This is a genomic window from Rhodococcus oryzae, from assembly GCF_005049235.1.
In the GTDB taxonomy this organism is placed as follows: Bacteria; Actinomycetota; Actinomycetes; order Mycobacteriales; family Mycobacteriaceae; genus Rhodococcus_G; species Rhodococcus_G oryzae.
Genome location: NZ_SUMD01000004.1, coordinates 73,968 through 98,675 on the forward strand (window position 1 = coordinate 73,968; position 24,708 = coordinate 98,675).

A 24,708-nucleotide genomic window follows, 5' to 3' on the forward strand; every position below is an offset into this window, starting at 1 on the left:
CGCGAAGTAAGTGGCTGACACCAGTGATTTCAAGAACGGGCTCGTGCTGAAGATCGAGGGCCAGCTCTGGCAGATCATCGAGTTCCAGCACGTGAAGCCGGGCAAGGGCCCCGCGTTCGTGCGGACCAAGCTCAAGAACGTGCTCTCCGGCAAGAACGTGGACAAGACCTTCAACGCGGGCGTCAAGGTGGAGACCGCGACGGTCGACCGTCGCGACATGACGTACCTCTACCACGACGGTAGCGACTACGTCTTCATGGACGGCGACACCTACGACCAGATCTCGATCAGCGAGGCCACCGTCGGCGACGGCGCGCGCTTCCTGCTGGAGAACATGCAGGTCCAGGTCGCGACCCACGAGGATGCGCCGCTGTTCGTCGAGCTGCCCGTCACGGTCGAGCTCGTCGTCAAGCACACCGATCCGGGCCTGCAGGGCGACCGTTCGACCGGTGGCACCAAGCCCGCGATCCTGGAGACGGACGCCGAGGTGCAGGTCCCGCTGTTCGTCAACACCGGCGACAAGCTCAAGATCGACTCTCGGGACGGCAACTACCTGGGCCGCGTGAACTCGTAGCGTGTCCGGTAGTCAGAAGAAGCTCGGGGCCAGGCACAAGGCCCGTAAGCGCGCAGTCGACTTCCTCTTCGAGGCGGAGGCGCGCGACCTCGACCCGGTCGATCTCGCCACCGAGCGGGCCGAGCTCGCCGGCACCGACGACGCGGTCGCCCCGGTGAACCCCTACACCGTCACCCTGGTGACCGGGGTAGCGGAGAATCTCGACCGGCTGGACCGGGTCATCGCCGACCACCTGCAGGACTGGACGCTCGAGCGTCTGCCCGCGGTGGACCGCGCGGTCCTGCGGATCGCCGTGTGGGAGCTCTTCCACGCCACCGACGTGCCGCCAGTGGTGGCGGTCGACGAGGCCGTGGAGCTGGCCAAGGAGCTGTCCACCGACGACTCGCCGGGATTCATCAACGGGGTACTCGGCCAGGTGGTGCTCGTCGCGCCGCAGGTGCGGGCCGCCGCGGCCGCCACCTCGCAGCGCACGGAGGCCGCGCCCGAGCCGGGCACCGACGCCTGACCCGGCGCCGAACGACACGCGAACGCCGCGGACCGATCACGGTCCGCGGCGTTCGTCGTTCCGGTCGGGGAAACGGTCGAATCGGGTGTCCGACTGTGGCTCAGCACACCCCGAATCGCGTCGGGTTCCTGGTCGCCGCGCTGATAGGCTGGCGGGCGTCAGACATCCTTTAACGATCCGTCCAGAGAGGCGGAGAAGGAGGTCCAGCTTGCTCACGCCCGAGCCATCCTCCGCCGATTCATCGGCCCAGGATCACCCTGTCACCAGGGAGCTGCTCTCTTCTGCCGACGTTGGTCGGACGATTGCGCGGATCGCGCACCAGATCATCGAGAAGACCGCGCTCGACGCCGAGACCGACCCGCCCCGAGTGGTGTTGATCGGTATCCCGACACGCGGCACCACCCTCGCCAACCGGTTGGCGAACAAGATCGAGGAGTTCTCGGGTGTCCGCCCCCCGACCGGCTCGCTCGACATCACCCTCTACCGCGACGATCTGCGGACCAAGCCGCACCGGCCGCTCGAGCGCACCTCGGTGCCCGAGGGCGGGGTGGACCAGGCGCTGGTGGTCCTCGTCGACGACGTGCTGTTCTCCGGACGGACCGTGCGCTCGGCGCTCGACGCGCTCCGCGACCTGGGCAGGCCGAAGGCCGTGCAGCTCGCGGTCCTGGTCGATCGGGGCCACCGGGAGCTGCCGCTGCGGGCCGACTTCGTCGGCAAGAACGTGCCGACCGCGCGCACCGAGGACGTCAAGGTGCAGTTGGTCGAGCATGACGGGGTCGACAGCGTCACGCTGAGCGGTGGAGCGAACATGCCACCGCGTGGGGACGCGAACAAGGCGAGCGGGGAGCCGAATCTGTGAAGCATCTGTTGTCGGTTTCGGATCTGACCCTCGAGAGCGCGACAGGTCTGCTCGACGAGGCCGAACGGTTCGAGCAGGCCCTGCTCGGGCGCGAGGTCCGCAAGCTCCCGACGCTGCGGGGGCGCACCGTGATGACGGTGTTCTTCGAGAACTCGACCAGGACCAGGGTGTCCTTCGAGGTCGCGGGCAAGTGGATGAGCGCCGACGTGATCAACGTCAGCGCCAGCAGTTCCTCGGTGTCGAAGGGCGAGTCGCTGCGGGACACCGCGATGACCCTGCGGGCCGCGGGGGCCGACGCGTTGATCGTGCGGCACCCGGCCTCCGGTGCCGCGCACCGGATCGCGGAGTGGACCGCGGACGGCGATGACGGCCCGGCCGTGATCAACGCCGGTGACGGCACCCACGAGCACCCCACCCAGGCGCTGCTGGACGCGCTGACCCTGCGGCAGCGGCTCGGCTCCATCGCGGGCAAGCGGGTCGCGATCGTCGGCGACATCCTGCACAGCCGGGTGGCCAGGTCGAATGCCTTCCTGCTCGCCACGCTCGGCGCGGAGGTGGTGCTGGTCGCGCCGCCAACCCTGCTGCCGGTGGGGGTGTCGAGCTGGCCGGTGACCGTGTCGCATTCGCTGGACGCGGAGCTGCCCGGCGTCGACGCGGTGCTGATGCTGCGGGTGCAGGCCGAGCGCATGAACGGCGGGTTCTTCCCGTCGCCGCGCGAGTACTCGATCACCTACGGGCTGTCCGAGAAGCGGCTGGGCATGCTCGCCGAGCATGCCGTGGTACTGCACCCGGGTCCCATGCTGCGCGGCATGGAGATCGCGTCAGCTGTCGCGGATTCACCGAAAGCTGCAGTCTTGCAGCAGGTTACGAACGGAGTTCACATTCGCATGGCTGTCCTGTTCGGGTTGTTGGTCGGTACCGAGGAAGGTGTGGCGCTGTGAGCCAGGACATTTCCCGAGGCTTCGCCCGCGGTGACATCCTGATCCGCGGGGCGCGCATCTACGGCGAGGGCGAGCCGCAGGACGTGCTGATCTCCGACGGCGAGATCCGGGCGATCGGTGCCGGGCTGGGCGCACCCGAGGGCGCCGAGGTCATCGAGGCGGCCGGCCAGGTGCTGTTGCCCGGCTTCGTCGACCTGCACACGCACCTGCGCGAACCCGGTCGTGAGGACACCGAGACCATCGAGTCCGGGTCGTCCGCCGCGGCGCTCGGCGGCTACACCGCGGTGTTCGCGATGGCCAACACCAGCCCGGTCGCCGACTCCGTCGTGATCACCGACCACGTGTGGCGCAGGGGACAGGAGGTCGGCCTGGTCGACGTCCATCCGGTCGGCGCGGTCACCGTCGGTCTCGAGGGCAAGCAGCTCGCCGAGATGGCGACCATGGCGTCGGGCATCGGCAAGGTCAAGATGTTCTCCGACGACGGCCACTGCGTGTACGACCCGCTCATCATGCGCCGGGCGCTCGAGTACTCGAGCGCGCTCGGAGTCCTGATCGCCCAGCACGCCGAGGAGCCGCGGCTGACCGTCGGCGCCGTCGCGCACGAGGGCCCGACCGCCGCCCGGCTCGGCCTGGCCGGCTGGCCCCGCGCCGCGGAGGAGTCCATCGTCGCCCGCGACGCGCTGCTGGCCCGCGACGCAGGCGCCCGCGTGCACATCTGCCACGCCTCCACCGCAGGCACCGTCGAGCTGATGAAGTGGGCACGCGGGCAGGGCATCTCGATCACCGCCGAGGTCACCCCGCATCACCTGCTGCTCGACGACTCGCGGCTGGAGACCTACGACGCGGTGAACCGGGTGAACCCGCCGCTGCGCGAACCCAGCGACATCGCCGCGCTGCGACAGGGCCTGGCCGACGGCGTCATCGACTGCGTCGCCACCGACCACGCCCCGCACGCCGAGCAGGACAAGTGCTGCGAGTTCTCGGCCGCCAGGCCCGGCATGCTCGGGTTGGAGACGGCGCTGGCGATCGTCGCGCAGACGATGGTCGCGACCGGCCTGCTGGACTGGCGCGGCGTGGCCCGGGTGATGAGCGAGCGGCCCGCAGAGATCGTCGGACTGAGCGATCAGGGCCGGCCGATCGCGGTCGGCGAGCCGGCCAACCTCACGCTGGTGGACCCGGACCGCGAATGGACGGTTCGGGCACCCGAGCTGGCGTCGATCGCGCAGAACAGCCCGTTCGACGCGATGACGTTCGGCGCCAGGGTCACCACCACCCTGCTGCGCGGCCGGGTCACCGTCCGGGACGGGAAGGTGCGCGCATGAGCACGGACCGGATCCTGCTGACCGTCGGCTTCCTCCTGTTCTGGGCGCTGATGGTGGCGCTGATGTACCGGGGCTGGAAGAAGCGGGCCGGCCGTCAGGCGGACGCGATCGGGGAGCTGCCCGCGGTGCCTGCCGACCTGGGTGCGCAGCTGATCCCGCCGAGCAGCGGCCTGTACGTGGGCAGCACCCTCGCGCCCAGCTGGCAGGACCGGATCGCGGTCGGGGACATCGGCTTCCGTGCGACCGGCGACATCAGCAGGCACGAGAAGGGTGTGCTGCTCGAACGAGACGGCGCTTCGGCGATCTGGATCCCGCAGGCCTCGATCCGGGCGATCCGGACCGAACGCGGGCTCGCAGGCAAGGTCATGAGCAAGGACGGGGTCCTGGTGATCCGGTGGGAGCTGCCCACCGGAACGGAGATCGACACCGGATTCCGTGGAGACGACAAGAGTGTGTACCCGGCATGGGTGAACGGAGAGAACGCGTGAGCGACAGCTTTGAATCAGCGAGCGGCACAGGACCGGCGGCCCTGGTCCTCGAGGACGGGCGGATCTTCCGCGGCACCAGCTTCGGTGCGGTAGGCCAGACCCTCGGCGAGGCGGTCTTCAGCACCGGCATGACCGGCTACCAGGAGACGCTCACCGATCCGAGTTACCACCGCCAGATCGTGGTCTCCACCGCGCCGCAGATCGGCAACACCGGCTGGAACGGCGAGGACGGCGAGGCGCTGAGCGCGGGCCGTCAGGCCTCCGGCGACTCCAACAAGATCTGGGTGGCCGGCTATGTGGTCCGCGATCCCGCGCGCCGCACCTCGAGCTGGCGCGCCACCGGGTCGCTACAGGACGAGCTCGTCAGCCAGGGCATCGTCGGCATCGCGGGCATCGACACCAGGGCACTGGTCCGGCACCTGCGCACCCGCGGTTCCATGCGGGCCGGGGTCTTCTCCGGCGCTGCGCTGACCGACGACGCCGCCATGCTGCAGGCGGTCAAGGACCAGCCGTCGATGCTCGGCGCCGATCTCGCGGGCGAGGTCAGCACCGACAACGGCTACATCATCGAGCCGGTCGGCGGCGAGGCACGGTTCACGGTCGCGGCCATCGACCTGGGCATCAAGACCAACACCCCGCGGATGTTCGCTCAGCGCGGCATCCGGGTGCACGTGCTGCCCTCGAACGCGAGCCTCGAGCAGATCCTCGATCTCGGCGCGGACGGCGTGTTCCTGTCCAACGGCCCGGGTGACCCGGCCACCGCCGACGGCGCGGTGCACCTGACCAAGGAGGTGCTCGGCCAGGGCCTGCCGCTGTTCGGCATCTGCTTCGGCAACCAGATCCTCGGCCGCGCGCTCGGCCTGAGCACCTACAAGATGAAGTTCGGCCACCGCGGCATCAACATCCCGGTGATCGAGCACGGCACCGGCCGGATCGCCATCACCGCGCAGAACCACGGGTTCGCGCTCGAGGGCGAGGCGGGCCAGGAGTTCGACACCCCGTTCGGCCGCGCCGTGATCAGTCACACCTGCGCCAACGACGGCGCCGTCGAGGGCGTCCGCCTGCTCGACGACTCGGCCTTCTCGGTGCAGTACCACCCCGAGGCCGCGGCGGGACCGCACGACGCCGCCTACCTGTTCGACCGCTTCACCAGCCTGCTCGAGGGAGTCAAGAAGTAATGCCACGTCGCACAGATCTCAAGCACATCCTGGTGATCGGTTCCGGACCGATCGTCATCGGACAGGCCTGCGAGTTCGACTACTCGGGCACCCAGGCGTGTCGCGTGCTGCGTGAGGAGGGCCTGCGCGTGTCGCTGGTCAACTCCAACCCGGCCACGATCATGACCGACCCCGAGTTCGCCGACGCCACCTACGTCGAGCCGATCACCGCGGAGTTCGTCGAGAAGGTCATCGCCCGCGAGGCCGAGCAGGGCCACAAGATCGATGCGGTGCTCGCCACCCTCGGCGGCCAGACCGCGCTGAACACCGCGGTCGCGCTGCACGAGCAGGGCATCCTCGAGAAGTACGACGTGGAGCTGATCGGCGCCGACTTCGACGCCATCCAGCGTGGCGAGGACCGGCAGAAGTTCAAGGACATCGTCGCCAAGGTCGGCGGCGAGTCCGCGCGCTCGCGGGTCTGCTTCACGATGGACGAGGTCCACGACACCGTCGCCGAGCTCGGCTACCCGGTCGTCGTGCGGCCCTCGTTCACCATGGGCGGCCTCGGCTCCGGCATGGCGTACAACGAGGAAGACCTCACCCGCATCGCGGGCGGCGGTCTTGCCGCCTCGCCCACCGCGAACGTGCTCATCGAGGAGTCCATCCTCGGCTGGAAGGAGTACGAGCTCGAGCTGATGCGCGACGGCCGCGACAACGTGGTCATCATCTGCTCCATCGAGAACGTCGACCCGGTCGGCGTGCACACCGGCGACTCGGTGACCGTGGCCCCGGCCATGACGCTCACCGACCGCGAGTACCAGAAGATGCGCGACCTCTCCATCGACATCCTGCGCGAGGTCGGCGTCGACACCGGTGGCTGCAACATCCAGTTCGCGATGGACCCGACCGACGGCCGCCTCGTCGTCATCGAGATGAACCCCCGCGTGTCGCGCTCGTCGGCGCTGGCGTCGAAGGCGACCGGCTACCCGATCGCGAAGATGGCAGCGAAGCTGGCCATCGGCTACACCCTCGACGAGATCATCAACGACATCACCGGCGAGACCCCGGCCTGCTTCGAGCCGACCCTCGACTACGTCGTGGTGAAGGCGCCCCGCTTCGCGTTCGAGAAGTTCCCCGGCGCCGACGGCACCCTGACCACCACCATGAAGTCGGTCGGCGAGGCGATGTCGATCGGCCGCAACTTCACCGAGGCCTTCGGCAAGGTGATGCGGTCGCTCGAGACCAAGCGCGCCGGCTACTGGACCGGTGCCGAGCTCGAGGGCGACGACCTGGACGCCCTGCTCGCGGACCTCAGCGTGCCGCAGGACGGCCGGATGTACGGCATCGAGAAGGCGTTCGCGCTCGGCGCGACCGTCGAGCAGCTCTTCGAGGCCACCAAGATCGATCCGTGGTTCCTCGATCAGTTCCAGCAGATCCACGAGCTGGGGGAGCGGGTCCGCGCGGCCGAGGTCCTCGACGAGGCGCTGCTGCGTCAGGCCAAGTACCACGGCCTGTCCGACCGCCAGATCGCCTCGCTGCGTCCGGGTCTCGGTGGGGACAGCCAGGAGGGTGAGGACGCGGTCCGCACCCTGCGCGACGCGTTCAAGGTCCGCCCGGTCTACAAGACCGTCGACACCTGCGCGGCCGAGTTCGAGGCCAAGACGCCGTACCACTACTCCACCTATGAGCTCGATCCCGAGGCGGAGTCCGAGGTCGCGCCGCAGACCGAGCGGCCCAAGGTGTTGATCCTGGGCTCGGGCCCGAACCGGATCGGTCAGGGCATCGAGTTCGACTACTCCTGCGTGCACGCCGCGCTCACGCTCTCCGAGGCCGGCTACGAGACCGTCATGGTCAACTGCAACCCGGAGACGGTCTCCACGGACTACGACACCGCGGACCGGCTGTACTTCGAGCCGCTGACCTTCGAGGACGTCCTCGAGGTCTACCGCGCCGAGTCGGCGTCGGGCACGGTGGCGGGCGTCATCGTCCAGCTCGGCGGCCAGACCCCGCTCGGCCTGGCGAAGCGTCTCAAGGCCGCGGGCGTGCCGATCGTCGGCACCAGCCCCGAGGCCATCGACCTGGCCGAGGACCGTGGCGAGTTCGGCCGGGTGCTCACCGAGGCGGGCCTGCCCGCGCCGAAGTTCGGCACCGCCACCACCTTCGACGGTGCCCGCGAGATCGCGGGCGGCATCGGCTATCCGGTGCTGGTGCGCCCGTCCTACGTGCTCGGTGGCCGCGGCATGGAGATCGTGTACGACGAGAAGTCGCTGCAGGACTACATCTCTCGGGCGACCGAGATCTCCGACGACCGGCCGGTGCTTGTCGACCGGTTCCTGGAAGACGCGGTCGAGATCGACGTCGACGCGCTGTGCGACGGCACCGAGGTGTACCTCGGCGGCGTGATGGAGCACATCGAGGAGGCCGGCATCCACTCCGGCGACTCGGCCTGCGCGCTGCCGCCGATCACGCTCGGCAAGGCGGACCTCGAGAACGTCCGGCGTTCGACCGAGGCGCTGGCCAAGGGCATCGGGGTCAAGGGCCTGCTGAACGTGCAGTACGCGCTCAAGGACGACATCCTCTACGTCCTCGAGGCGAACCCGCGCGCCAGCCGCACGGTGCCGTTCGTGTCCAAGGCCACCGCGGTGCAGCTGGCGAAGGCCTGTGCCCGGGTGATGCTCGGCGAGTCCATCGCGGACCTGCGCGCGAGCGGGGTCCTGCCCGCCACCGGGGACGGCGGCAACACCCCGGCAGGCGCGCCGATCGCGGTCAAGGAGGCGGTGCTCCCGTTCAACCGCTTCCGCAAGGCGGACGGCACCGGCGTCGACACCCTGCTGAGCCCGGAGATGAAGTCCACCGGCGAGGTGATGGGCATCGACGCGGACTTCGGTACCGCGTTCGCCAAGAGCCAGACCGCCGCCTACGGCTCGCTGCCCACCAGCGGCGTGGTGTTCGTCTCGGTCGCGAACAAGGACAAGCGGTCGCTGATCTTCCCGGTCAAGCGGCTCGCCGACCTCGGCTTCACGATCCTGGCCACCGAGGGCACCGCGGACGTGCTGCGGCGTAACGGCATCACCTGCGAGGAGGTGCACAAGCAGTCCGGAGAGGATCTTCCGGAGGGCGCGCGCACCATCGTCGACCAGATCAAGGCGGGGGAGGTGGACATGGTGATCAACACCCCGTACGGCAACTCGGGCCCCCGCGTGGACGGCTACGAGATCCGCAGCGCGGCGGTGTCGGTGAACATCCCGTGCATCACCACCGTCCAGGGCGCCTCGGCGGCGGTCCAGGGCATCGAGGCCGGTATCAGGGGCGATATCGGCGTGCGCTCGCTGCAGGACCTGCACGCCGCGCTGCGCGAGCCGGGACAGAAGTGAGCCAGCTCAGCTGGGGCAGCCGGCTCCGGTCCGCCATCGCGGACCGGGGCCGGCTGTGCGTGGGCATCGACCCGCACCCGTCGCTGCTGCGGGCGTGGGGGCTCCCAGAGACCGCTGGGGGCGTCGAGACCTTCGCGGAGATATGCGTGGAGGCCTTCGTGGGCGACGTGGCGCTGGTGAAGCCACAGGTGGCCTTCTTCGAGGCCTACGGGTCGGCCGGGTACGCGGTGCTCGAGCGGACCATCTCGGTGGTGCGCGCGGCGGGCACGCTGGTCATCGCCGATGCCAAGCGGGGCGACATCGGTTCCACCATGGCGGCGTACTCGCAGGCCTGGCTGGGCGAGGACGTGCCGCTGGCGTCGGACGCGGTGACGGTCTCGCCCTATCTCGGGTTCGGCGCGCTCGAGCCCGCCGTCGAGTTGGCGACCGAGCACGGGCGGGGGCTCTTCGTGCTCGCCCGCACCTCCAATCCGGAGGGTGGGCAGTTGCAGGCCGCTCAGCTCGACGCTGCCGAACTTTCGGGCGTTTCTGCTGGTAAGGGTGTGTCGGTGGCGCAATCGATCGTCGACGCGGCCGTCGCGCAGAACCGGGACGGCCGGGACACGGTCGGCCTGGTGGTCGGCGCGACACGCGGACACGGATTGGATTTATCGGAATTTTCCGGGCCGATTCTCGCGCCCGGACTCGGCGCGCAGGGCGCCACCGTGGCCGATCTGGCAGAGATTTTCCGGGATTCGCGAGAGTTGTTGTTGCCCAACACTTCTCGTGATGTTTTGCGGCACGGGCCGTCTGTTTCCGCGCTTCGCGAGGCCGCGGAGCGGGTCAGGGACGACGTCGAGAACGGACTCGCATAACCCACCGGAATTGCGCGCTGACCTGGGGGGTGGGTTCGCAATCGGCGCTCGGCGTGAGTACGGTCGCTATCGCTGCTGGTTAACCGGTGGCAGAAGACTATTTGCACACGACGAGACGGAGGAACCGTGGCCCTTCCCCAGTTGACTGATGAGCAGCGCGCCGCTGCTTTGGAGAAGGCGGCTGCAGCCCGTAAGGCCAGGGCTGAGCTCAAGGAGCGCCTCAAGCGCGGCGGCACCGACCTGAAGCAGGTCCTCAAGGATGCCGAAGAGAACGAGATCCTCGGCAAGATGAAGGTGTCGGCACTGCTCGAGGCCCTGCCCAAGGTGGGCAAGGTCAAGGCGCAGGAAATCATGACCGAGCTGGAGATCGCTCCGACCCGTCGCCTTCGTGGCCTCGGCGATCGGCAGCGCAAGGCTTTGCTCACCAGGTTCGATTTCGACGCTGAGTAGGAATCTGGTGGCTGACACAGACAACGTGTCAGACAACAGCAAGACCACCCCGGCTTCGAACAGCGGGGAAAGCACAGCGCAGAGGGGCCGGCTGGTAGTACTGGCCGGCCCCTCAGCCGTGGGTAAGTCGAGTGTGGTCCGCAAACTGCACGAGCGGCTTCCCGACCTGGTCTTCAGCGTGTCTGCCACGACGAGAGACCCGCGGCCCGGCGAGGTCGACGGCAAGGACTACACGTTCGTCACCTCCGACGACTTCGAGCGGATGATCGCAGCGGGCGAGATGCTCGAATGGGCGGAGATCCACGGCGGGCTGCAGCGGTCGGGCACCCCCGCCGCGCCGGTGATCGCGGCCCTCGAGGCCGGACATCCCGTGCTGGTGGAGGTCGACCTGGCCGGTGCCCGTGCCGTCCGGGCGGCGATGCCGGAGGCGATTCTGGCCTTCCTGGCGCCGCCGAGCTGGGAGGAACTGGTGTCCCGGCTGACCGGTCGCGGCACCGAGTCCGAGGACGTCGTCGCGCGCCGCCTGGAGACCGCGAAGGTCGAATTGGCGGCCAAGGACGAGTTCGACACGGTCATCGTGAACGAGGATGTCGACCGTGCGTGCGACGAGTTGGTATCCTTGTTGGTTGGAGCGCCGCGATAGTCGGCGTCCGTTCAGGATTCTGTAAAGAACACAGTATCGATCTCGACTAGCAGCACCTTTGCTCGAACCTGCAGTTCTCAGAAGTAGTTGCAGTTGAAACAAGCGCCGACCACCACAGGAGATTCGCCAGTGAGCGCAACTCAAGCAGCCTTGTCCGACGCCGAGCGCCACGGCGTCCCGGCGTACGACACCCCGTTGGGCATCACCAACCCGCCGATCGACGAGCTGCTCGCCCGCACCTCCTCGAAGTACGCGCTGGTGATCTACTCGGCCAAGCGTGCCCGTCAGATCAACGACTACTACAACCAGCTCGGTGACGGCATCCTCGAGTACGTCGGCCCGCTGGTCGAGCCGGGCCTCCAGGAGAAGCCGCTCTCCATCGCGCTGCGCGAGATCCACTCCGACCTGCTCGAGCACACCGAAGGCGAGTGATACAGAGCCCGTGAGCGAGCTCCTATCGGATTCCGCCGACCGACCCCGCCGCATCGTCGTCGGGGTCGGCGGCGGAATTGCCGCATATAAGGCATGTTCGATCATCCGCAGCTTCACCGAGAGCGGACACCACGTGCGGGTGATCCCCACGGAGTCGGCACTGGAGTTCGTCGGGCGCGCGACGTTCGAGGCGCTCTCCGGCAACCCGGTGCAGACCGGGGTGTTCGCCGATGTCCCGCAGGTGCCGCACGTGCGGCTCGGCCAGGAGGCCGACCTGGTGGTGATCGCGCCCGCGACGGCCGATCTGATGGCAAGGGCCGCGCACGGTCGCGCCGACGATCTGCTCACGGCGACCCTGCTCACGGCGCGGTGCCCGGTGGTGTTCGCGCCCGCGATGCACACCGAGATGTGGGAGCACCCCGCGACGGTCGCGAACGTGGCGACCCTGCGCGAACGCGGAATCTGCGTGATCGAGCCCGCCTCCGGTCGGCTCACCGGCAAGGACACCGGCGCGGGCCGGCTGCCCGAGCCGGACGAGATCGTCGGACTGGCGACCCTGCTGCTCGAGCGTCCGGACGCGCTGCGCCGCGACCTCGTCGGCCGCAAGATCCTGGTGTCCGCGGGCGGCACCCGTGAACCCCTCGACCCGGTCCGGTTCCTCGGCAACCGCAGCTCCGGCAAGCAGGGCTACGCCATCGCGCGGCTCGCCGCCCAGCGCGGCGCCGAGGTCACCCTGATCGCCGGATACACCGCGGATCTGGCCGATCCGGCCGCGCTCGAGGTGATCCGGATCCGCACGGCTGGTGAGCTGAAGGAGGCCGTGGACAAGGCGGCGGTCGCCGCGGAGGCGGTGGTGATGGCCGCGGCCGTCGCGGACTTCCGGCCGTCCACCATCGCCGACAGCAAGATCAAGAAGGGCGCCGACGAGCCCGACACGATCCCGCTGACCCGCAACGAGGACATCCTGGCCGGTCTCGTCCAGTCGCGACGCGACGGCGACCTGCCGAACACCTCCGTGATCGTCGGATTCGCGGCGGAGACCGGGGACGCGCACGGCGACGTGCTCACGCACGCGCGCTCGAAGCTCGCCCGCAAGGGCTGCGACCTGCTGGTGGTCAACGCGGTCGGGGAGGGCAAGGCGTTCGAGGTCGACCACAACGACGGCTGGCTGCTCGGCGCCGACGGCTCCGAGGTCGCGCTGGAGTACGGCTCCAAGGCATTGATGGCCAGTCGGGTGCTCGACGCCCTGGTGTCGCTTCTGGAGAGTGGCGGGGGCGCGCACGCACAGAACGGTTCGGCCTCGTAGTCTGAAAGTCAGACCCTTTGTCGCCGACCCCGGCGCGGAGGGAATACATTTCCGCTGATTTCATTTTTCTGCTGATTTCAATGGTTCATATCCGTCGTACCCCGCACTAGGGTCTGTGGGGCAATACCAACGCTGTGGCGAGAGGGAGATCTGTGAGCAAGTCCGGCAGTCGGCTATTCACCAGTGAGTCTGTGACCGAGGGACACCCGGACAAGATCTGTGATGCGATCAGCGACTCCATTCTCGACGCACTGCTCGAACAGGACCCGCGCAGCCGGGTGGCCGTCGAGACGCTGGTGACCACCGGTCAGGTGCACGTGGCGGGCGAGGTCACCACCACCGCATACGCCGACATCCCCAAGATCGTCCGCGACAAGGTCCTCGAGATCGGTTACGACTCCTCGGCCAAGGGCTTCGACGGCAACTCCTGCGGCGTGAACATCGCGATCGGCGCGCAGTCCCCGGAGATCGCGCAGGGCGTCGACCACTCGCACGAGGCCAGGGTCGACGGCATCACCGACGACGAGATCGACCGGCAGGGCGCGGGCGACCAGGGCCTGATGTTCGGCTACGCCTGCACCGACACCCCCGAGCTGATGCCGCTGCCGATTGCGCTCGCGCACCGGCTCTCGCGCCGGCTGACCGAGGTCCGCAAGACCGGCGTGCTGCCGTACCTGCGTCCGGACGGCAAGACCCAGGTCACCATCGAGTACGACGGTGACAAGGCCGTGCGGCTCGACACCGTCGTCATCTCCACCCAGCACGCCGCCGACATCGACCTCGACAACCTGCTCACGCCGGACATCCGCGAGAAGGTGCTCGGCTCGGTGCTCGCCGAGCTGGGCGTGCCCACCCTCGACACCGCCGACGTCCGGCTGCTGGTCAACCCGACCGGAAAGTTCGTGCTCGGTGGGCCGATGGGCGACGCAGGCCTGACCGGTCGCAAGATCATCGTCGACACCTACGGCGGCATGGCCCGCCATGGTGGTGGCGCCTTCTCCGGCAAGGACCCGTCGAAGGTCGACAGGTCCGCCGCGTACGCGATGCGGTGGGTGGCCAAGAACGCCATCGCCGCAGGCCTGGCGGAGCGCATCGAGGTCCAGGTCGCATACGCGATCGGCAAGGCGGCCCCCGTCGGCCTGTTCGTGGAGACCTTCGGCGCCGAGCGGACCGATCCGGCGCTGATCCAGAAGGCGATCACCGAGGTCTTCGACCTGCGCCCCGGCGCGATCATCCGCGATCTCGACCTGCTGCGCCCGATCTACGCGCCGACCGCGGCGTACGGGCACTTCGGCCGCACCGACATCGACCTCCCCTGGGAGCGCACGGACCGGGCCGAGAAGCTGCGCGCGGCCGCCGGGCTCTAGATGGCGACAGCGGCGAGCCGCTCAACGCAGACAGCGGCGAGCCGCTCATCACACGCGGTCACGAGCCGCTCACCGAAATCGGTGGGCGGCTCGTGCCGTCGGTACGGGGTGGTCGTTTCGTGGCGGTGAGCGCGGAACGGGAACCGGCTGCGGAGCTGCCCGTCGCCAGGGTGATCCCGATGCTGCCGCTCGCGCACCTGGACCGCGAGTTCGACTACCGGGTACCGCGCGAGCTCGACGAGCAGGCCCAGCCGGGGGTGCGGGTGCGCATCCGCTTCGCGGGCAGGCTGGTGGACGGGTTTCTCGTCGAGCGCGTCGCGACCAGCGAGCACCCCGGCAAGCTTGGCTGGCTGGACCGCGTCGTCGGCGCCGAGCGGGTGCTGACACCGGAGATCGCCGCGCTGGTGGACGCCGTCGCCCAGCGGTATGCGGGCACCAGGGCGGACGTGCTGCGGCTGGCGATACCGCCCCGGCACGCGCGCGTCGAGGCTGAGCCCGCGGGCGAGCCTGGTCCATTGCCCTCGGCACCCGGCTGCGCGGCCTGGTCGAGCTACGTGCACGGCGAGGCCTTCGTGTCCGCGGTGCGGGCGGGCCGCGGTCCGCGGGCGGTCTGGCAGGCACTACCGGGAGACGACTGGCCCGCCCGGCTGGCCGAGCTGGCGGCCGTGGTCGTGGCGCGCGGTCAGACCGCGGTGCTGGTGGTGCCCGACCAGAAGGACCTGGACCGGGTCGCGGCCGCGTCCGTTGACCTGGTCGGCGACGATCTGGTGGTCCCGCTGGCGGCGGGGCTCGGTCCCGCGATGCGGTACCGCCGCTGGCTCGCGGCGCTTCGGGGCACCGCACGGATCGTCGTCGGAACCCGGAGCTCGGTGTTCGCGCCGGTGCCGGACCTCGGCCTGATCGCAGTGTGGGACGACGGCGACGACAGCCATTCCGAGCCGCGCTCGCCGTACCCGCACGCCCGCGAGGTGGCCCTGCTGCGGGCGCACGCGAGCGGCTGCGCCCTGGTGGTCGGCGGTCATGCCAGGACTGCCGAGGCGCAGGCGCTGGTGAACTCGGGCTGGGCGCACGATCTGGTGGCCGACCGCGCCGAGGTGCGGGCCAGGGCACCGCAGGTCACCGCCCTCGCCGACAGTGATCATGCGCTGGCGCGTGACCCGGGGGCCAGGGCGGCCAGACTGCCCGCGATCGCCTTCGCCGCGGCCAGGGAGGCACTCAAGGCGGGGGCGGGCGTCCTCGTGCAGGTGCCGCGCCGCGGATACGTTCCGTCCCTGGCCTGTGGCAAGTGCCGGGCGCCCGCCCGGTGCCGACGGTGCAACGGTCCGATGTCGCTGGCGTCGGCGGTGGGACCGGACGGTGCGGGCACCCCGACGTGCCGGTGGTGCGGCGTCGCCGACGCCACCCATCGGTGCAACGCGTGCGGCTCGCGATCGCTGCGGGCCGTGGTCGTCGGGGCGGGCCGGACCGCGGAGGAACTCGGCCGGGCGTTCCCCGGCGTCGCGGTGACGCATTCCGGCGGGACCGAGGTGACGGCGGCGGTCAAGCCGGGCCCGCGGCTGGTGGTGGCGACCGTCGGGGCAGAGCCGGTGATGCCGGGCGGCTACGGGGCGGCGCTGCTGCTGGACGGCTGGGCACTGCTCGGGCGGGCTGACCTGCGGGCGGAGGAGGAGACGCTGCGACGCTGGATGACCGCGGGCTCGCTGGTGCGTCCCGCCGGCGAGGGCGGTCGGGTCGTGGTGGTCGCCGACTCGGGCCTGCCCACGGTCCAGTCGCTGGTGCGCTGGGATCCGGTTGGCGCGGCCCAGGCTCAGCTCGACGAGCGGGCGGAGGTCCGGTTCCCGCCGACCGTGCACATCGCCGCGGTGGACGGCTCACGCGAGGCGATCGAGGCGTTGCTGGCGAACGCGACGCTGCCCGACGTGGTCGAGCGGCTCGGTCCGGTGCCGCTGCCGCCGGGCGAACGGTTGCCGTTCTCTGGTGACGGTCCGGAGCCTGCCGAGGTCGAGCGGATGCTGCTGCGGGTGCCGCGGGGGAGCGGCGGCGCCCTGGCGAGGGCGTTGTCCGAGGCGCAGGCCGTGCGCGGCGCCCGGCGCGAAGCGGGATCGGTCCGGGTGCAGATCGATCCCGTCCGGATCGGCTGAGAAACGAGCACGGTGTCGCAGCTCCCGATGCACCCCGTCGAAGGACATTGCTCGATAGGTTGAGAACCCGTGCCGGATCAACCATGGAACGAGTTCTTCGAGGAAGCGAGCGGTACAAATGTCCAGTTTCCCGGGCCTTGCCCACATCGCCATCACGGTATCCGACCTATCCGCCAGCACCGCGTGGTACAGCGCATTGTTCGGGGCGGCGCCTGCGCTCGACGAGGACGAGGAGTCGGGAACCTTCCACCACACGGTTTTCGCACTCGACGACGGAACGCTCTTCGGACTGCATATCCACACGGGTGGTGGTGCCCGCACCACATTCGATGAACGGCAGGTCGGTCTCGACCATATTGCGTTCCGCTGTTCCCCCGACGAGCTGCCCCGATGGCGGGATCGGCTCGACGCACTGGGGATCGAGCATGGCGGGATCAAGTCGGCACACTACGGATCCGGTCTGTCCTTCCGCGATCCGGACAACATTGCTCTCGAGTTCTTCGCGCCGCAGGCGTAGACATTCGCGACTCGCTCCGCCACCACCGGCGGCCACGGACCGGCGGTTGTGCCAGGAACGGGCAGGGCGTTCACTGGAAGTGGATTCGTGGTTCAACCGTCTGAGTCCGAGGAGGCTCGGCATGAAGCGGGCAACGCCATCGACAACGCGCAGGACCTACGACGTCTTGCCCCATGAGGGCGACGCGGCGCACTGCTGGGAGGTGCACCAGTACGGTTCGCGCGAGCACAACTACTACGGCACCGAGCGGGAGGCGATCGCCGCCGCCCGTGAACTGGCGCACGCGCATCACCCGGCGAAGGTGGTACTGCACGGGCGAGATGGATTCGCGTACCGCGAATTCAACTGTTAGCGCGGGCGTTTCACCCTCTCGAGTTCGGTCGCGAGGAGTGCCATGGGAGCTCGGCCGGAGCAGTGGGCGAGCGGCGAGGACTATCAGCGCTACATGGGCCGGTGGAGCCGCCTGGCCGCCGTCGAGTTCCTTCGCGGTCTGCCGCCGCTGCCCGGGGCCGTGTGGTGTGACGTCGGGTGCGGGACGGGTTCGCTGACGCAGACGATCCTGGCCACGGAGCGGCCAACGCGGGTCCTCGGGGTCGACCCCTCGGCTCAATTCCTGGCCGCCGCCGCGCTTCGTTCGGATGGGCGTGCGGAGTTCCGGCTCGGCTCCGCTGCCGCGATCCCTGCCGCCGACGGCGAGTTCGATCGGGTCGTCTCCGCGCTGGTGCTCAACTTCGTACCCGATCCGCGGGCGGCCCTTGCCGAGATGATCCGGGTCACCCGGCCTGCCGGGTTGGTCGCCTCCTACGTGTGGGACTACGCGGACGGTATGGACATGATCCGGCTGTTCTGGGACGCCGCCATCGAGTTGGACCCGGCCGCCGCCGCGGTCGACGAAGGAGCCCGGTTTCCCCTGTGCCGCCCCGAGCCACTGCGCGAGCTGTTCGGTTCGGCGGGATTGACCCGGGTCCGGGCGGGGCAGGTCGAGGTGGACACCGTGTTCGCTGGCTTCGAGGACTTCTGGCGTCCCTTCCTCGGCGGTCAGGGGCCCGCCCCCGGGTACTGCACGAGCCTGCCCGAGGACCATCGGGCTGCGCTGCGGGAGAGGCTTCGCGCCACGACCCCGCGGAACGCCTCCGGGGCCGTCCCCCTGCGAGCGCGGGCGTGGACGGTCCAGGGTTGCATGCCGTGAGCCACGGCCGATCCGAGTGTGACGGTCGGCACCTTGCTATCGACAGTATGTCGATATATCGTCGAACACGTAATTGATACGAACAGTCGTAGGAGGCTGACATGGAACACATTCAACGAGAGCATGAGCATGGGCGCGGCAGGCGCAGGCCCGGACGCGAGGGGCGCGATCGTCGTCGCGACGGGTTCGGCCCAGGATTCGGTCCGGGCATGGCCTTCGGACCCGGCCACGGTCCCGGCGGCCAGCGGCTCGGCCGTGGGCGTGGGCGCGGTGGACGCGGGCGGCGCGGCGACGTGCGCGCTGCGGTGCTGCTGCTCCTCGCCGAGGGGCCGATGCACGGCTACGAACTGATCCAGCGGATCGTCGAGCGGAGCAACGGCGTCTGGCGGCCCAGCCCCGGCTCGATCTACCCGGCGCTCGCACAGCTTGAGGACGAGGGCCTGGTGTTGATCGAAAAGGTGGCCGGCCGCAAGACCGCGCGCCTGACCGAATCGGGCGTCGCGTATGTGGAGGAGAACAAAGCAGACCTGGGGAACCCGTGGGACGAGGTCAGCGCCGGGGTCGGCCAGGAGGCGCAGGACCTGCGCGGACTGATCGGACAGCTGATGGGTGCGGCAGGCCAGGTCGCCGCGGTCGGGACCCCGGAACAGATCCGCAAGGCGGGCGAGGTGCTCACCGAGTCCCGCCGGGCGCTGTATCGGATTCTCGCCGACGATCCGAACCCGACGTCCAACCCACCGGGTTCGGACGAGACCGAGTCCGAGTCCGACGAGTGATCGGTGACCGAACCCCAACCGGACCGTACTGAAATCGTGACCGCCTGGTGGTCCCGGGACCTCGGCCACCGCGCGCATGATGTGGATCGTGAACCGGATCGATACGAGGGCGTCTGGGGTGGGAGTGGGTCGCAGGGTCGTCGCGATCGTCTCGCTGACGTGCGCCGCCGCCGTCCTCCCGCTCTCGTCCGCTGACGCCCAATCCAGCACGACCCAGGGCGCCGGGTCGATCTCCGAGGTCCCCGAGAATCCCGGGCCGGTGCAGGCGACCCATGTCGATGCGGCAGCCTTCGCCCGAGAACATCCCGGCACGACCCCGCCCGGATCGAACGACTTCTCCTGCAAGCCCTCCGCCGCGCATCCCCGTCCGGTGATCCTCGCGCATGGCACCGACGCCAACGCCTACTCCGACTGGTCCGCGATCTCGCCCGCGCTCAAGGCGGCGGGTTACTGCGTCTTCGCCCTCAATTACGGGGGCAGGCCCGGCGGGGACTCGTTCGGGACCGAGGACATGCGGATCAGCGGGCAACAGACCGCCGACTTCGTGCAGCGGGTGCGCGCGGCGACCGGCGCCGAGAAGGTCGACCTGGTCGGCTTCTCCCAGGGCGCGACGGTGACGAGATACTTCGTCAACCGGCTCGGCGGGGCCGCGGTGGTCGAGCGGTGGGTCGGGGTGGCGTCGCCGTCGTACGGCGGGATCTTCTACGGGCTGGCGCCGGTCGTCGACGGAGTCCCCGGCGGGGCCGAGGCCATCGAGGCCGTGCTCGGACAGGCCGTCGGCCAACAGATCCAGGGCTCACCATTCCTGGACGCGCTCAACGAGCCCGCCGACACCGTCCCCGGCGTGAGTTACACCACCATCGGAACCCAGTACGACGAGATGATCCAGCCCGCGTCGAATGTCGCCCTGCGCGGCCAGGGCGCGACGAACGTCAGCGTCCAGGCGCTGTGCCCGGAAGACCGGACCGGACACATGAACATGGTCTACGACCCGTTCACCATCGGCCTCGTGCTCCGTGCGCTCGATCCCGGTGCCCAGGAACCGGTCTGCGCACCGGTCGCGCTGGGGACCGGGATCCCCGAGATGATGTACGAGAGCAACTTCGGGGGCGGCAGCAGCGACGGCAGCTGACCCGGTCACTCGGGACGCGGCGCCTCAGCCGGCTGGCAGCACCTCGCCCATCACACGCAGCGTGTTGCCGCCCATGATCGCCCGGATCTCGTCGTCGCTGCGGCCGCGGTCGCGCAGCTCCTGGGTGATCACCGCGATCTCGCTGGTGTCCCAGGCGACCGTGGTCGCTCCGTCGTAGTCACTGCCCAGCGCCGCCGTCGCGAGGCCGCCGACCTCGATCACGTGCTCGATCGCGTCGACCACCGCGGCCGGAGTCAGCTCGCACACGGCCGCGTCCCAGTAGCCGATACCGACCACGCCTCCGGTGGCCGCCACCCCGCGGATCTCGTCATCGGTGAGGTTGCGGTTGACGTCGCAGGTGGCCTGCACGCCGCCGTGGCTCGCGACGACGGGCCGCGTCGCACGCTCGAGCATCTCCTTGATGGCCGGGTGGCTGGCGTGGGCGATGTCGACGATGATGCCCCGCCGCTCCATCTCCGCGAACACCGTCCGTCCGAGATCGGTCAGGCCGCCCTTGGCCTCACCGTGCATCGAGCCGGACGCCTCGTTGTCGAAGAAGTGGGTGAACCCCGCCATCCGCATGCCTGCGTCGTAGAGCGCGCCGAGGTTCTCGGCCTTGCCCTCGAGGTTCTGCAGACCCTCGACCGAGAACAGGGCGCCGGTCACGTTCTGTCCCGCCGCGCGGTCCGTGAGCAGCGTCGCGAGATCCTCTCGCGTCTTCACGAACCGGAGCTGACCGTCCGAGTCCGCTGCCGCGTTCTCGAGCTTCTCCGCGTGATAGAGCGACCGCTGGAGAAGCGAGCCCCAGGTCCGCGGCGGCTGCAGCTGGGCGATCGTGAGGAGCTCGATGTTGTCGGTCTCGTCCGAGTTGGCGTCGTAGTTCTGGCCCTTCGGCGACTTCGAGACGGACGAGAACACCTGCAACGCCACGTTGCCGTCCTGGAGGCGAGGTAGGTCCATGTGGCCGCGCCCGGAACGCTTGAGGAGGTTGCGATCCCACATCAGGGTGTCCGAGTGCATGTCCGCGATCTGCAGACTGTCGTGGAGGCTCTGCGTCTGCGCGGTCACCTCCGGCAGATCGGCCGGCACGACCTTGTTCATGCTTCGCTCGATGGCGCCTGGCGCGATGGTGAAGAAACCGACGAGTGCCACGACGATCAGGACCAGGGAACCGAGCAGGACGCGACGGGGCCACTTGCGCTTCGGGGACGACATGCCGCGAATCCTAAGGTGCGCGAACCAGTTTTGATCGAGTGTTGTGGGAACCCGAACGGATGCCGCCGCCCCGACCGAGGGGCGGCGGCATCCTCGGTGCTATTCGGCCAGCTTGGCGACCGCCTGCGCCCACAGGAAGAACTTGTTGGTGCCGAGGTCGGCAACAGTGGTGATGTTGAAAGCCGCCTTGAGATGCTCGGCGTCGGATTCGCTGACCCCCTGAAGGGCGGCGACCGGAGCCTTGGCCAAATCCTCGATGGACTTGGATTCCCATTCCTTGTCGAACTTGTTCGCGATTCCCGCCACTGTGACCTCCATCTGAGTTGGAACTTCACGGTCGGCGCACCGAAGTTCGGCACTCGGATTGCGCCAGGGCCCAGTCAATACCCCTTCCGACGCGGTGTACATCACCGCGGCCGGAGTGTTTCTCGTGGTGGTGGAGCGCGCGGGTGTCATGGAGGACCCGAAGGCTTCCCTAGACTGTTCGTGACGTCGAACCCGACATGACGAGAACCGTGGGAGCAGATTCGTGAGTATTCAGCCCGTTCGCCTGTTCGGCGATCCCGTTCTGCGAACCCGCGCTGACGAGGTGGTCGACTTCGATCGGGAACTGCACAAGCTCGTCGCGGACCTCGAGGACACCATGTACGACGAGGGCGGGGCCGGTATCGCCGCACCGCAGATCGGCGTGAGCCTGCGGGTGTTCGCCTACAACTGCGGGGGCGCCGCGGGACACCTGATCAACCCGACCATTCGCGTGATCGGCGACGAGATCCAGACCGGGGTCGAGGGATGCCTGTCGATTCCGGGCGTGCGCGCCGAGTGCACCAGGGCGATGAACGCCGTCGCCACGGGGTTCTCGAAGTACGGCGAGCCGATCACGATCGACGGCACCGGGATCCTGGCCAGGTGTTTCCAGCACGAAACCGATCATCTCGACGGGGTCCTGTTCCTGGACCGGCTGGAGCCGGAGGCCAGGAAGGACGCCATGCGCACGATCCGTCAGTCGCAGTGGTTCGGTACCCCGGAGCCGGCGCAGGCCGGTCCGTTCGGCAGGACGGTGCACTGACATGCGGATCGTCTTCGCCGGTACCCCCGAGCCCGCCGTGCCGTCACTGGCGCGGCTGCTGAAGTCCTCCCGGCACGAGGTGGTCGCGGTCGTGACCAGGCCGGACGCGGTCGCCGGTCGGGGCAGGAAGGTCACCAGGTCGCCGATCGGGCAGCTCGCCGACGAGCACGGCATCGAGGTGCTCACCCCGGCGCGAGCGTCCGACCCGGAGTTCCTGGATCGGCTGCGCGCCCTCGAGCCGGACTGCTGCCCGGTGGTCGCCTACGGTGCGCTGCTGCCGCGACCTGTACTCGACGTGCCGCGGTACGGCTGGGTGAACCTGCACTTCTCCCTGCTGCCCGCGTGGCGTGGCGCTGCGCCCGTGCAGGCGGCGATCGCCGCGGGCGACGACATGACCGGCGCGAGCGCCTTCCTGTTGGAAGAGGGACTCGACACCGGACCGGTGTTCGGGGTGATGACCGAGCGCATCCGCGACACCGACACCGCGGGCGAGCTGCTCGGCCGGCTCGCGGAGGGCGGCGCGGTGCTGCTCGAGTCCGTGCTCGACGGTATCGAGGACGGCGCGACGACGCCGGTGCCCCAGCCGACAGAGGGCGTGTCGCATGCGCCGAAGGTGACCGTCGAATCGGCCCGGATCCGTTGGGATCAGCCGGCGCAGGCGGTCGATCGGCTGGTCCGGTCGGTCACCCCCGCGCCCGGTGCGTGGACGCAGGTGGGGGAGCTGCGGCTCAAGGTCGGCCCGGTGCAGGTCACCGACGAGACCCTGGAACCGGGACAATTCCTGGTCCGTAAGGACGGCTGCTATGTCGGAACCGCGACGACCGCGGTCCGGCTGAGTCAGGTTCAGCCACAAGGTAAGAAGGCCATGGCGGCCGCCGATTGGGCGCGGGGAGCGCGCCTCGAACCCGAGGTGCGTGCACTGTGACCGAATCCCGTAGGCCCGCACGAGGAAAGCGTGATCAGTCGCGCGGCGGCGACAAGCAGGGCGCGAAGGGCGGCCCGAACACCCGGCCGCGCCAGGCAGGCAGGCCCGACACGTCCGCGAGCGGGGTCGATCGGCCCCGGGTCGCGGCCCGCGACGTGCTGCGCGCGGTGCGCGAGCGCGACGCCTACGCAAACCTGGTGCTGCCCGGTCTGCTTCGCGACCGGAAGATGGACGGCCGGGACGCGGCCCTGGCGACCGAGCTCGCCTACGGGGCCTGCCGCGCGCAGGGCCTGTTGGACGCCGTCATCGCCAGCGGCGCGGGACGGCCGATCGACGAGATCGACGGTCCGCTGCTCGACGTGCTGCGCCTCGGCACCTACCAGCTGCTGCGCACCCGGGTCGCCCCGCACGCGGCGGTGGCCACCTCGGTGGATCTGGTCCGCAGCGAATTCGGCGGCGGCAAGGCCGGTTTCGTGAACGCGGTGCTTCGTCGGGTGGCCGAGAAGAGCGAGGAGCAGTGGGTGTCCGAGCTGGCGCCCGATGCGGGCTCGGACCCCGTGGGACACCTGGCTTTCGAGTACGCGCATCCGGTCTGGATCGCGCAGGCGTTCGCCGATGCGCTCGGCCCGGACGCGGGCGAGATCGAGCGGGTGCTGGCGGCGGACGACGCCCGGCCGTCGGTGCACCTGGTGGCGCGACCGGGGGAGATCTCGGCGGAGGAGCTCGCCCTGGTGACCGGTGGCGAGATCGGCCCCTACTCGCCTTACGCGGTGCACCTCGACGGCGGCGACCCCGGTCAGCTCGACGCGGTCCGCGAGGGCCTCGCGGGTGTGCAGGACGAGGGCAGTCAGCTCGTGGCCAGGGCGCTGGCGCTGGCGCCGCTGCTCGGTGCCGATGGTGGACGCTGGCTCGACCTGTGCGCTGGACCGGGCGGCAAGGCGGCGCTTCTCGGCGCCCTCGCCGACATCGAGGGCGCGCGTCTGGACGCCGTCGAGCCGGCGGAGCACCGGGCGGACCTGGTCCGCAAGACGACCAAGGGCCTGCCGGTGGACGTACACGTCGCGGACGGTCGGGAACCCGGCCTGGCTCCCGGATTCGACCGGGTGCTGGTGGACGCGCCGTGCACCGGCCTCGGCGCGCTGCGGCGTCGCCCCGAGGCGCGCTGGCGTCGCCAGCCCACCGATGTTGCTGCGCTGGTCAAGCTGCAGCGCGAGCTCCTGGCGTCGGCGATCTCGCTGGTCCGGCCGGGCGGGGTCGTCCTGTACTCGACGTGTTCCCCGCACCTGTCGGAGACCGTCGGCGTGGTCGCCGACGCGGTCCGTAGGCACGGCGTCGTCGCGCTGGACACCAGGGAACTGGTGCCGGGGGTGCCCGAGCTGGGTGACGGTCCTGGCGTGCAGCTGTGGCCGCACCGGCACGGTACCGACGCGATGTTCATGGCGGCGCTGCGTAAGCCGGAGTAGCCGGGTAGG

Annotated in this window: 25 protein-coding genes; 23 read left to right on the top strand and 2 right to left on the bottom strand. The window is 69.7% G+C overall.

Annotation, left to right across the window (positions count from 1 at the left end; genetic code table 11):
- Positions 1 to 10: 10 nt before the first annotated feature.
- The 20 genes from efp to FCG67_RS09460 all read left to right on the top strand — a co-directional run bounded on the left by efp (position 11) and on the right by FCG67_RS09460 (position 20,027).
- Complete coding sequence (gene efp / locus FCG67_RS09365; protein ID WP_136909217.1) at positions 11 to 574, top strand: elongation factor P; 564 nt, start codon at positions 11 to 13, stop codon at positions 572 to 574.
- A 1-nt stretch (position 575) separates the two neighbouring features.
- Positions 576 to 1,079 carry a transcription antitermination factor NusB gene (nusB, locus tag FCG67_RS09370; RefSeq protein ID WP_136909219.1) on the top strand — a complete coding sequence of 168 codons (504 nt, stop codon included), beginning with the start codon at positions 576 to 578 and terminating at the stop codon, positions 1,077 to 1,079.
- Positions 1,080 to 1,287: 208 nt separating this feature from the next.
- A complete protein-coding gene (gene pyrR / locus FCG67_RS09375) occupies positions 1,288 to 1,938 on the top strand; it encodes a bifunctional pyr operon transcriptional regulator/uracil phosphoribosyltransferase PyrR (RefSeq protein ID WP_136909221.1) in 651 nt (216 codons plus the stop codon).
- Positions 1,935 to 2,879 (top strand): aspartate carbamoyltransferase catalytic subunit, encoded by a 945-nt coding sequence (locus FCG67_RS09380; RefSeq protein ID WP_136909223.1) that lies wholly within the window; start codon positions 1,935 to 1,937, stop codon positions 2,877 to 2,879. Before pyrR ends, FCG67_RS09380 begins: the two co-directional genes overlap by 4 nt.
- A complete protein-coding gene (locus FCG67_RS09385; RefSeq protein WP_246044968.1) occupies positions 2,876 to 4,201 on the top strand; it encodes a dihydroorotase in 1,326 nt (441 codons plus the stop codon). Before FCG67_RS09380 ends, FCG67_RS09385 begins: the two co-directional genes overlap by 4 nt.
- Positions 4,198 to 4,689 carry a PH-like domain-containing protein gene (locus tag FCG67_RS09390; RefSeq protein ID WP_136909224.1) on the top strand — a complete coding sequence of 164 codons (492 nt, stop codon included), beginning with the start codon at positions 4,198 to 4,200 and terminating at the stop codon, positions 4,687 to 4,689. Before FCG67_RS09385 ends, FCG67_RS09390 begins: the two co-directional genes overlap by 4 nt.
- Complete coding sequence (gene carA / locus FCG67_RS09395; RefSeq protein ID WP_246044969.1) at positions 4,686 to 5,867, top strand: glutamine-hydrolyzing carbamoyl-phosphate synthase small subunit; 1,182 nt, start codon at positions 4,686 to 4,688, stop codon at positions 5,865 to 5,867. The genes FCG67_RS09390 and carA overlap by 4 nt, the downstream gene beginning before the upstream one ends.
- The gene (gene carB, locus FCG67_RS09400; protein WP_136909226.1) at positions 5,867 to 9,220 is read left to right on the top strand and encodes a carbamoyl-phosphate synthase large subunit; all 3,354 of its coding nucleotides are present in this window, start codon (positions 5,867 to 5,869) and stop codon (positions 9,218 to 9,220) included. The genes carA and carB overlap by 1 nt, the downstream gene beginning before the upstream one ends.
- The gene (gene pyrF / locus FCG67_RS09405) at positions 9,217 to 10,074 is read left to right on the top strand and encodes an orotidine-5'-phosphate decarboxylase (protein WP_136909228.1); all 858 of its coding nucleotides are present in this window, start codon (positions 9,217 to 9,219) and stop codon (positions 10,072 to 10,074) included. The genes carB and pyrF overlap by 4 nt, the downstream gene beginning before the upstream one ends.
- A 126-nt stretch (positions 10,075 to 10,200) precedes the next feature.
- Entirely contained in the window at positions 10,201 to 10,524 is a 324-nt protein-coding gene (mihF, locus tag FCG67_RS09410; RefSeq protein WP_027499670.1) for an integration host factor, actinobacterial type, read from the top strand.
- A gap of 91 nt (positions 10,525 to 10,615) precedes the next feature.
- Complete coding sequence (gmk, locus tag FCG67_RS09415) at positions 10,616 to 11,167, top strand: guanylate kinase (protein ID WP_136909879.1); 552 nt, start codon at positions 10,616 to 10,618, stop codon at positions 11,165 to 11,167.
- Between the two features lie 129 nt (positions 11,168 to 11,296).
- Positions 11,297 to 11,599: a DNA-directed RNA polymerase subunit omega gene (gene rpoZ / locus FCG67_RS09420; RefSeq protein ID WP_027499672.1), complete on the top strand. Its 303-nt coding sequence runs from the start codon at positions 11,297 to 11,299 to the stop codon at positions 11,597 to 11,599.
- A gap of 10 nt (positions 11,600 to 11,609) precedes the next feature.
- Positions 11,610 to 12,905, top strand: a complete 1,296-nt coding sequence (coaBC, locus tag FCG67_RS09425; protein ID WP_136909230.1) for a bifunctional phosphopantothenoylcysteine decarboxylase/phosphopantothenate--cysteine ligase CoaBC — start codon at positions 11,610 to 11,612, stop codon at positions 12,903 to 12,905.
- A 152-nt stretch (positions 12,906 to 13,057) separates the two neighbouring features.
- Positions 13,058 to 14,272, top strand: a complete 1,215-nt coding sequence (gene metK, locus FCG67_RS09430) for a methionine adenosyltransferase (protein ID WP_136909232.1) — start codon at positions 13,058 to 13,060, stop codon at positions 14,270 to 14,272.
- Between the two features lie 125 nt (positions 14,273 to 14,397).
- The gene (locus tag FCG67_RS09435) at positions 14,398 to 16,413 is read left to right on the top strand and encodes a primosomal protein N' (RefSeq protein WP_211243170.1); all 2,016 of its coding nucleotides are present in this window, start codon (positions 14,398 to 14,400) and stop codon (positions 16,411 to 16,413) included.
- Positions 16,414 to 16,531: 118 nt separating this feature from the next.
- Complete coding sequence (locus tag FCG67_RS09440) at positions 16,532 to 16,930, top strand: VOC family protein (RefSeq protein WP_136909234.1); 399 nt, start codon at positions 16,532 to 16,534, stop codon at positions 16,928 to 16,930.
- Positions 16,931 to 17,051: 121 nt separating this feature from the next.
- Positions 17,052 to 17,282, top strand: coding sequence for a DUF2188 domain-containing protein (locus FCG67_RS24915; protein WP_169310482.1), 231 nt, complete (start codon positions 17,052 to 17,054; stop codon positions 17,280 to 17,282).
- Between the two features lie 42 nt (positions 17,283 to 17,324).
- Positions 17,325 to 18,119 carry a class I SAM-dependent methyltransferase gene (locus FCG67_RS09450; protein ID WP_136909238.1) on the top strand — a complete coding sequence of 265 codons (795 nt, stop codon included), beginning with the start codon at positions 17,325 to 17,327 and terminating at the stop codon, positions 18,117 to 18,119.
- Between the two features lie 101 nt (positions 18,120 to 18,220).
- A complete protein-coding gene (locus tag FCG67_RS09455) occupies positions 18,221 to 18,895 on the top strand; it encodes a PadR family transcriptional regulator (RefSeq protein WP_136909241.1) in 675 nt (224 codons plus the stop codon).
- 88 nt (positions 18,896 to 18,983) lie between these two features.
- Positions 18,984 to 20,027: an esterase/lipase family protein gene (locus FCG67_RS09460; protein ID WP_246044971.1), complete on the top strand. Its 1,044-nt coding sequence runs from the start codon at positions 18,984 to 18,986 to the stop codon at positions 20,025 to 20,027.
- Between the two features lie 24 nt (positions 20,028 to 20,051).
- On the opposite strand, the gene FCG67_RS09465 is transcribed toward FCG67_RS09460, so the two are convergent.
- Positions 20,052 to 21,242 carry a dipeptidase gene (locus FCG67_RS09465; RefSeq protein WP_136909245.1) on the bottom strand — a complete coding sequence of 397 codons (1,191 nt, stop codon included), beginning with the start codon at positions 21,240 to 21,242 and terminating at the stop codon, positions 20,052 to 20,054.
- A 99-nt stretch (positions 21,243 to 21,341) separates the two neighbouring features.
- Positions 21,342 to 21,548: a hypothetical protein gene (locus FCG67_RS09470; RefSeq protein WP_077043658.1), complete on the bottom strand. Its 207-nt coding sequence runs from the start codon at positions 21,546 to 21,548 to the stop codon at positions 21,342 to 21,344.
- Positions 21,549 to 21,771: 223 nt separating this feature from the next.
- Here FCG67_RS09470 and def point away from each other — a divergent pair, with 223 nt between their 5' ends.
- From def to FCG67_RS09485, 3 genes are read left to right on the top strand one after another with little or no spacing between them, the layout of a single operon-like run.
- Positions 21,772 to 22,311, top strand: a complete 540-nt coding sequence (def, locus tag FCG67_RS09475) for a peptide deformylase (RefSeq protein ID WP_136909247.1) — start codon at positions 21,772 to 21,774, stop codon at positions 22,309 to 22,311.
- A 1-nt stretch (position 22,312) separates the two neighbouring features.
- A complete protein-coding gene (gene fmt, locus FCG67_RS09480) occupies positions 22,313 to 23,236 on the top strand; it encodes a methionyl-tRNA formyltransferase (protein ID WP_136909248.1) in 924 nt (307 codons plus the stop codon).
- Positions 23,233 to 24,699 (top strand): RsmB/NOP family class I SAM-dependent RNA methyltransferase, encoded by a 1,467-nt coding sequence (locus tag FCG67_RS09485; RefSeq protein WP_136909250.1) that lies wholly within the window; start codon positions 23,233 to 23,235, stop codon positions 24,697 to 24,699. The genes fmt and FCG67_RS09485 overlap by 4 nt, the downstream gene beginning before the upstream one ends.
- The last annotated feature ends 9 nt before the right edge of the window (positions 24,700 to 24,708 follow it).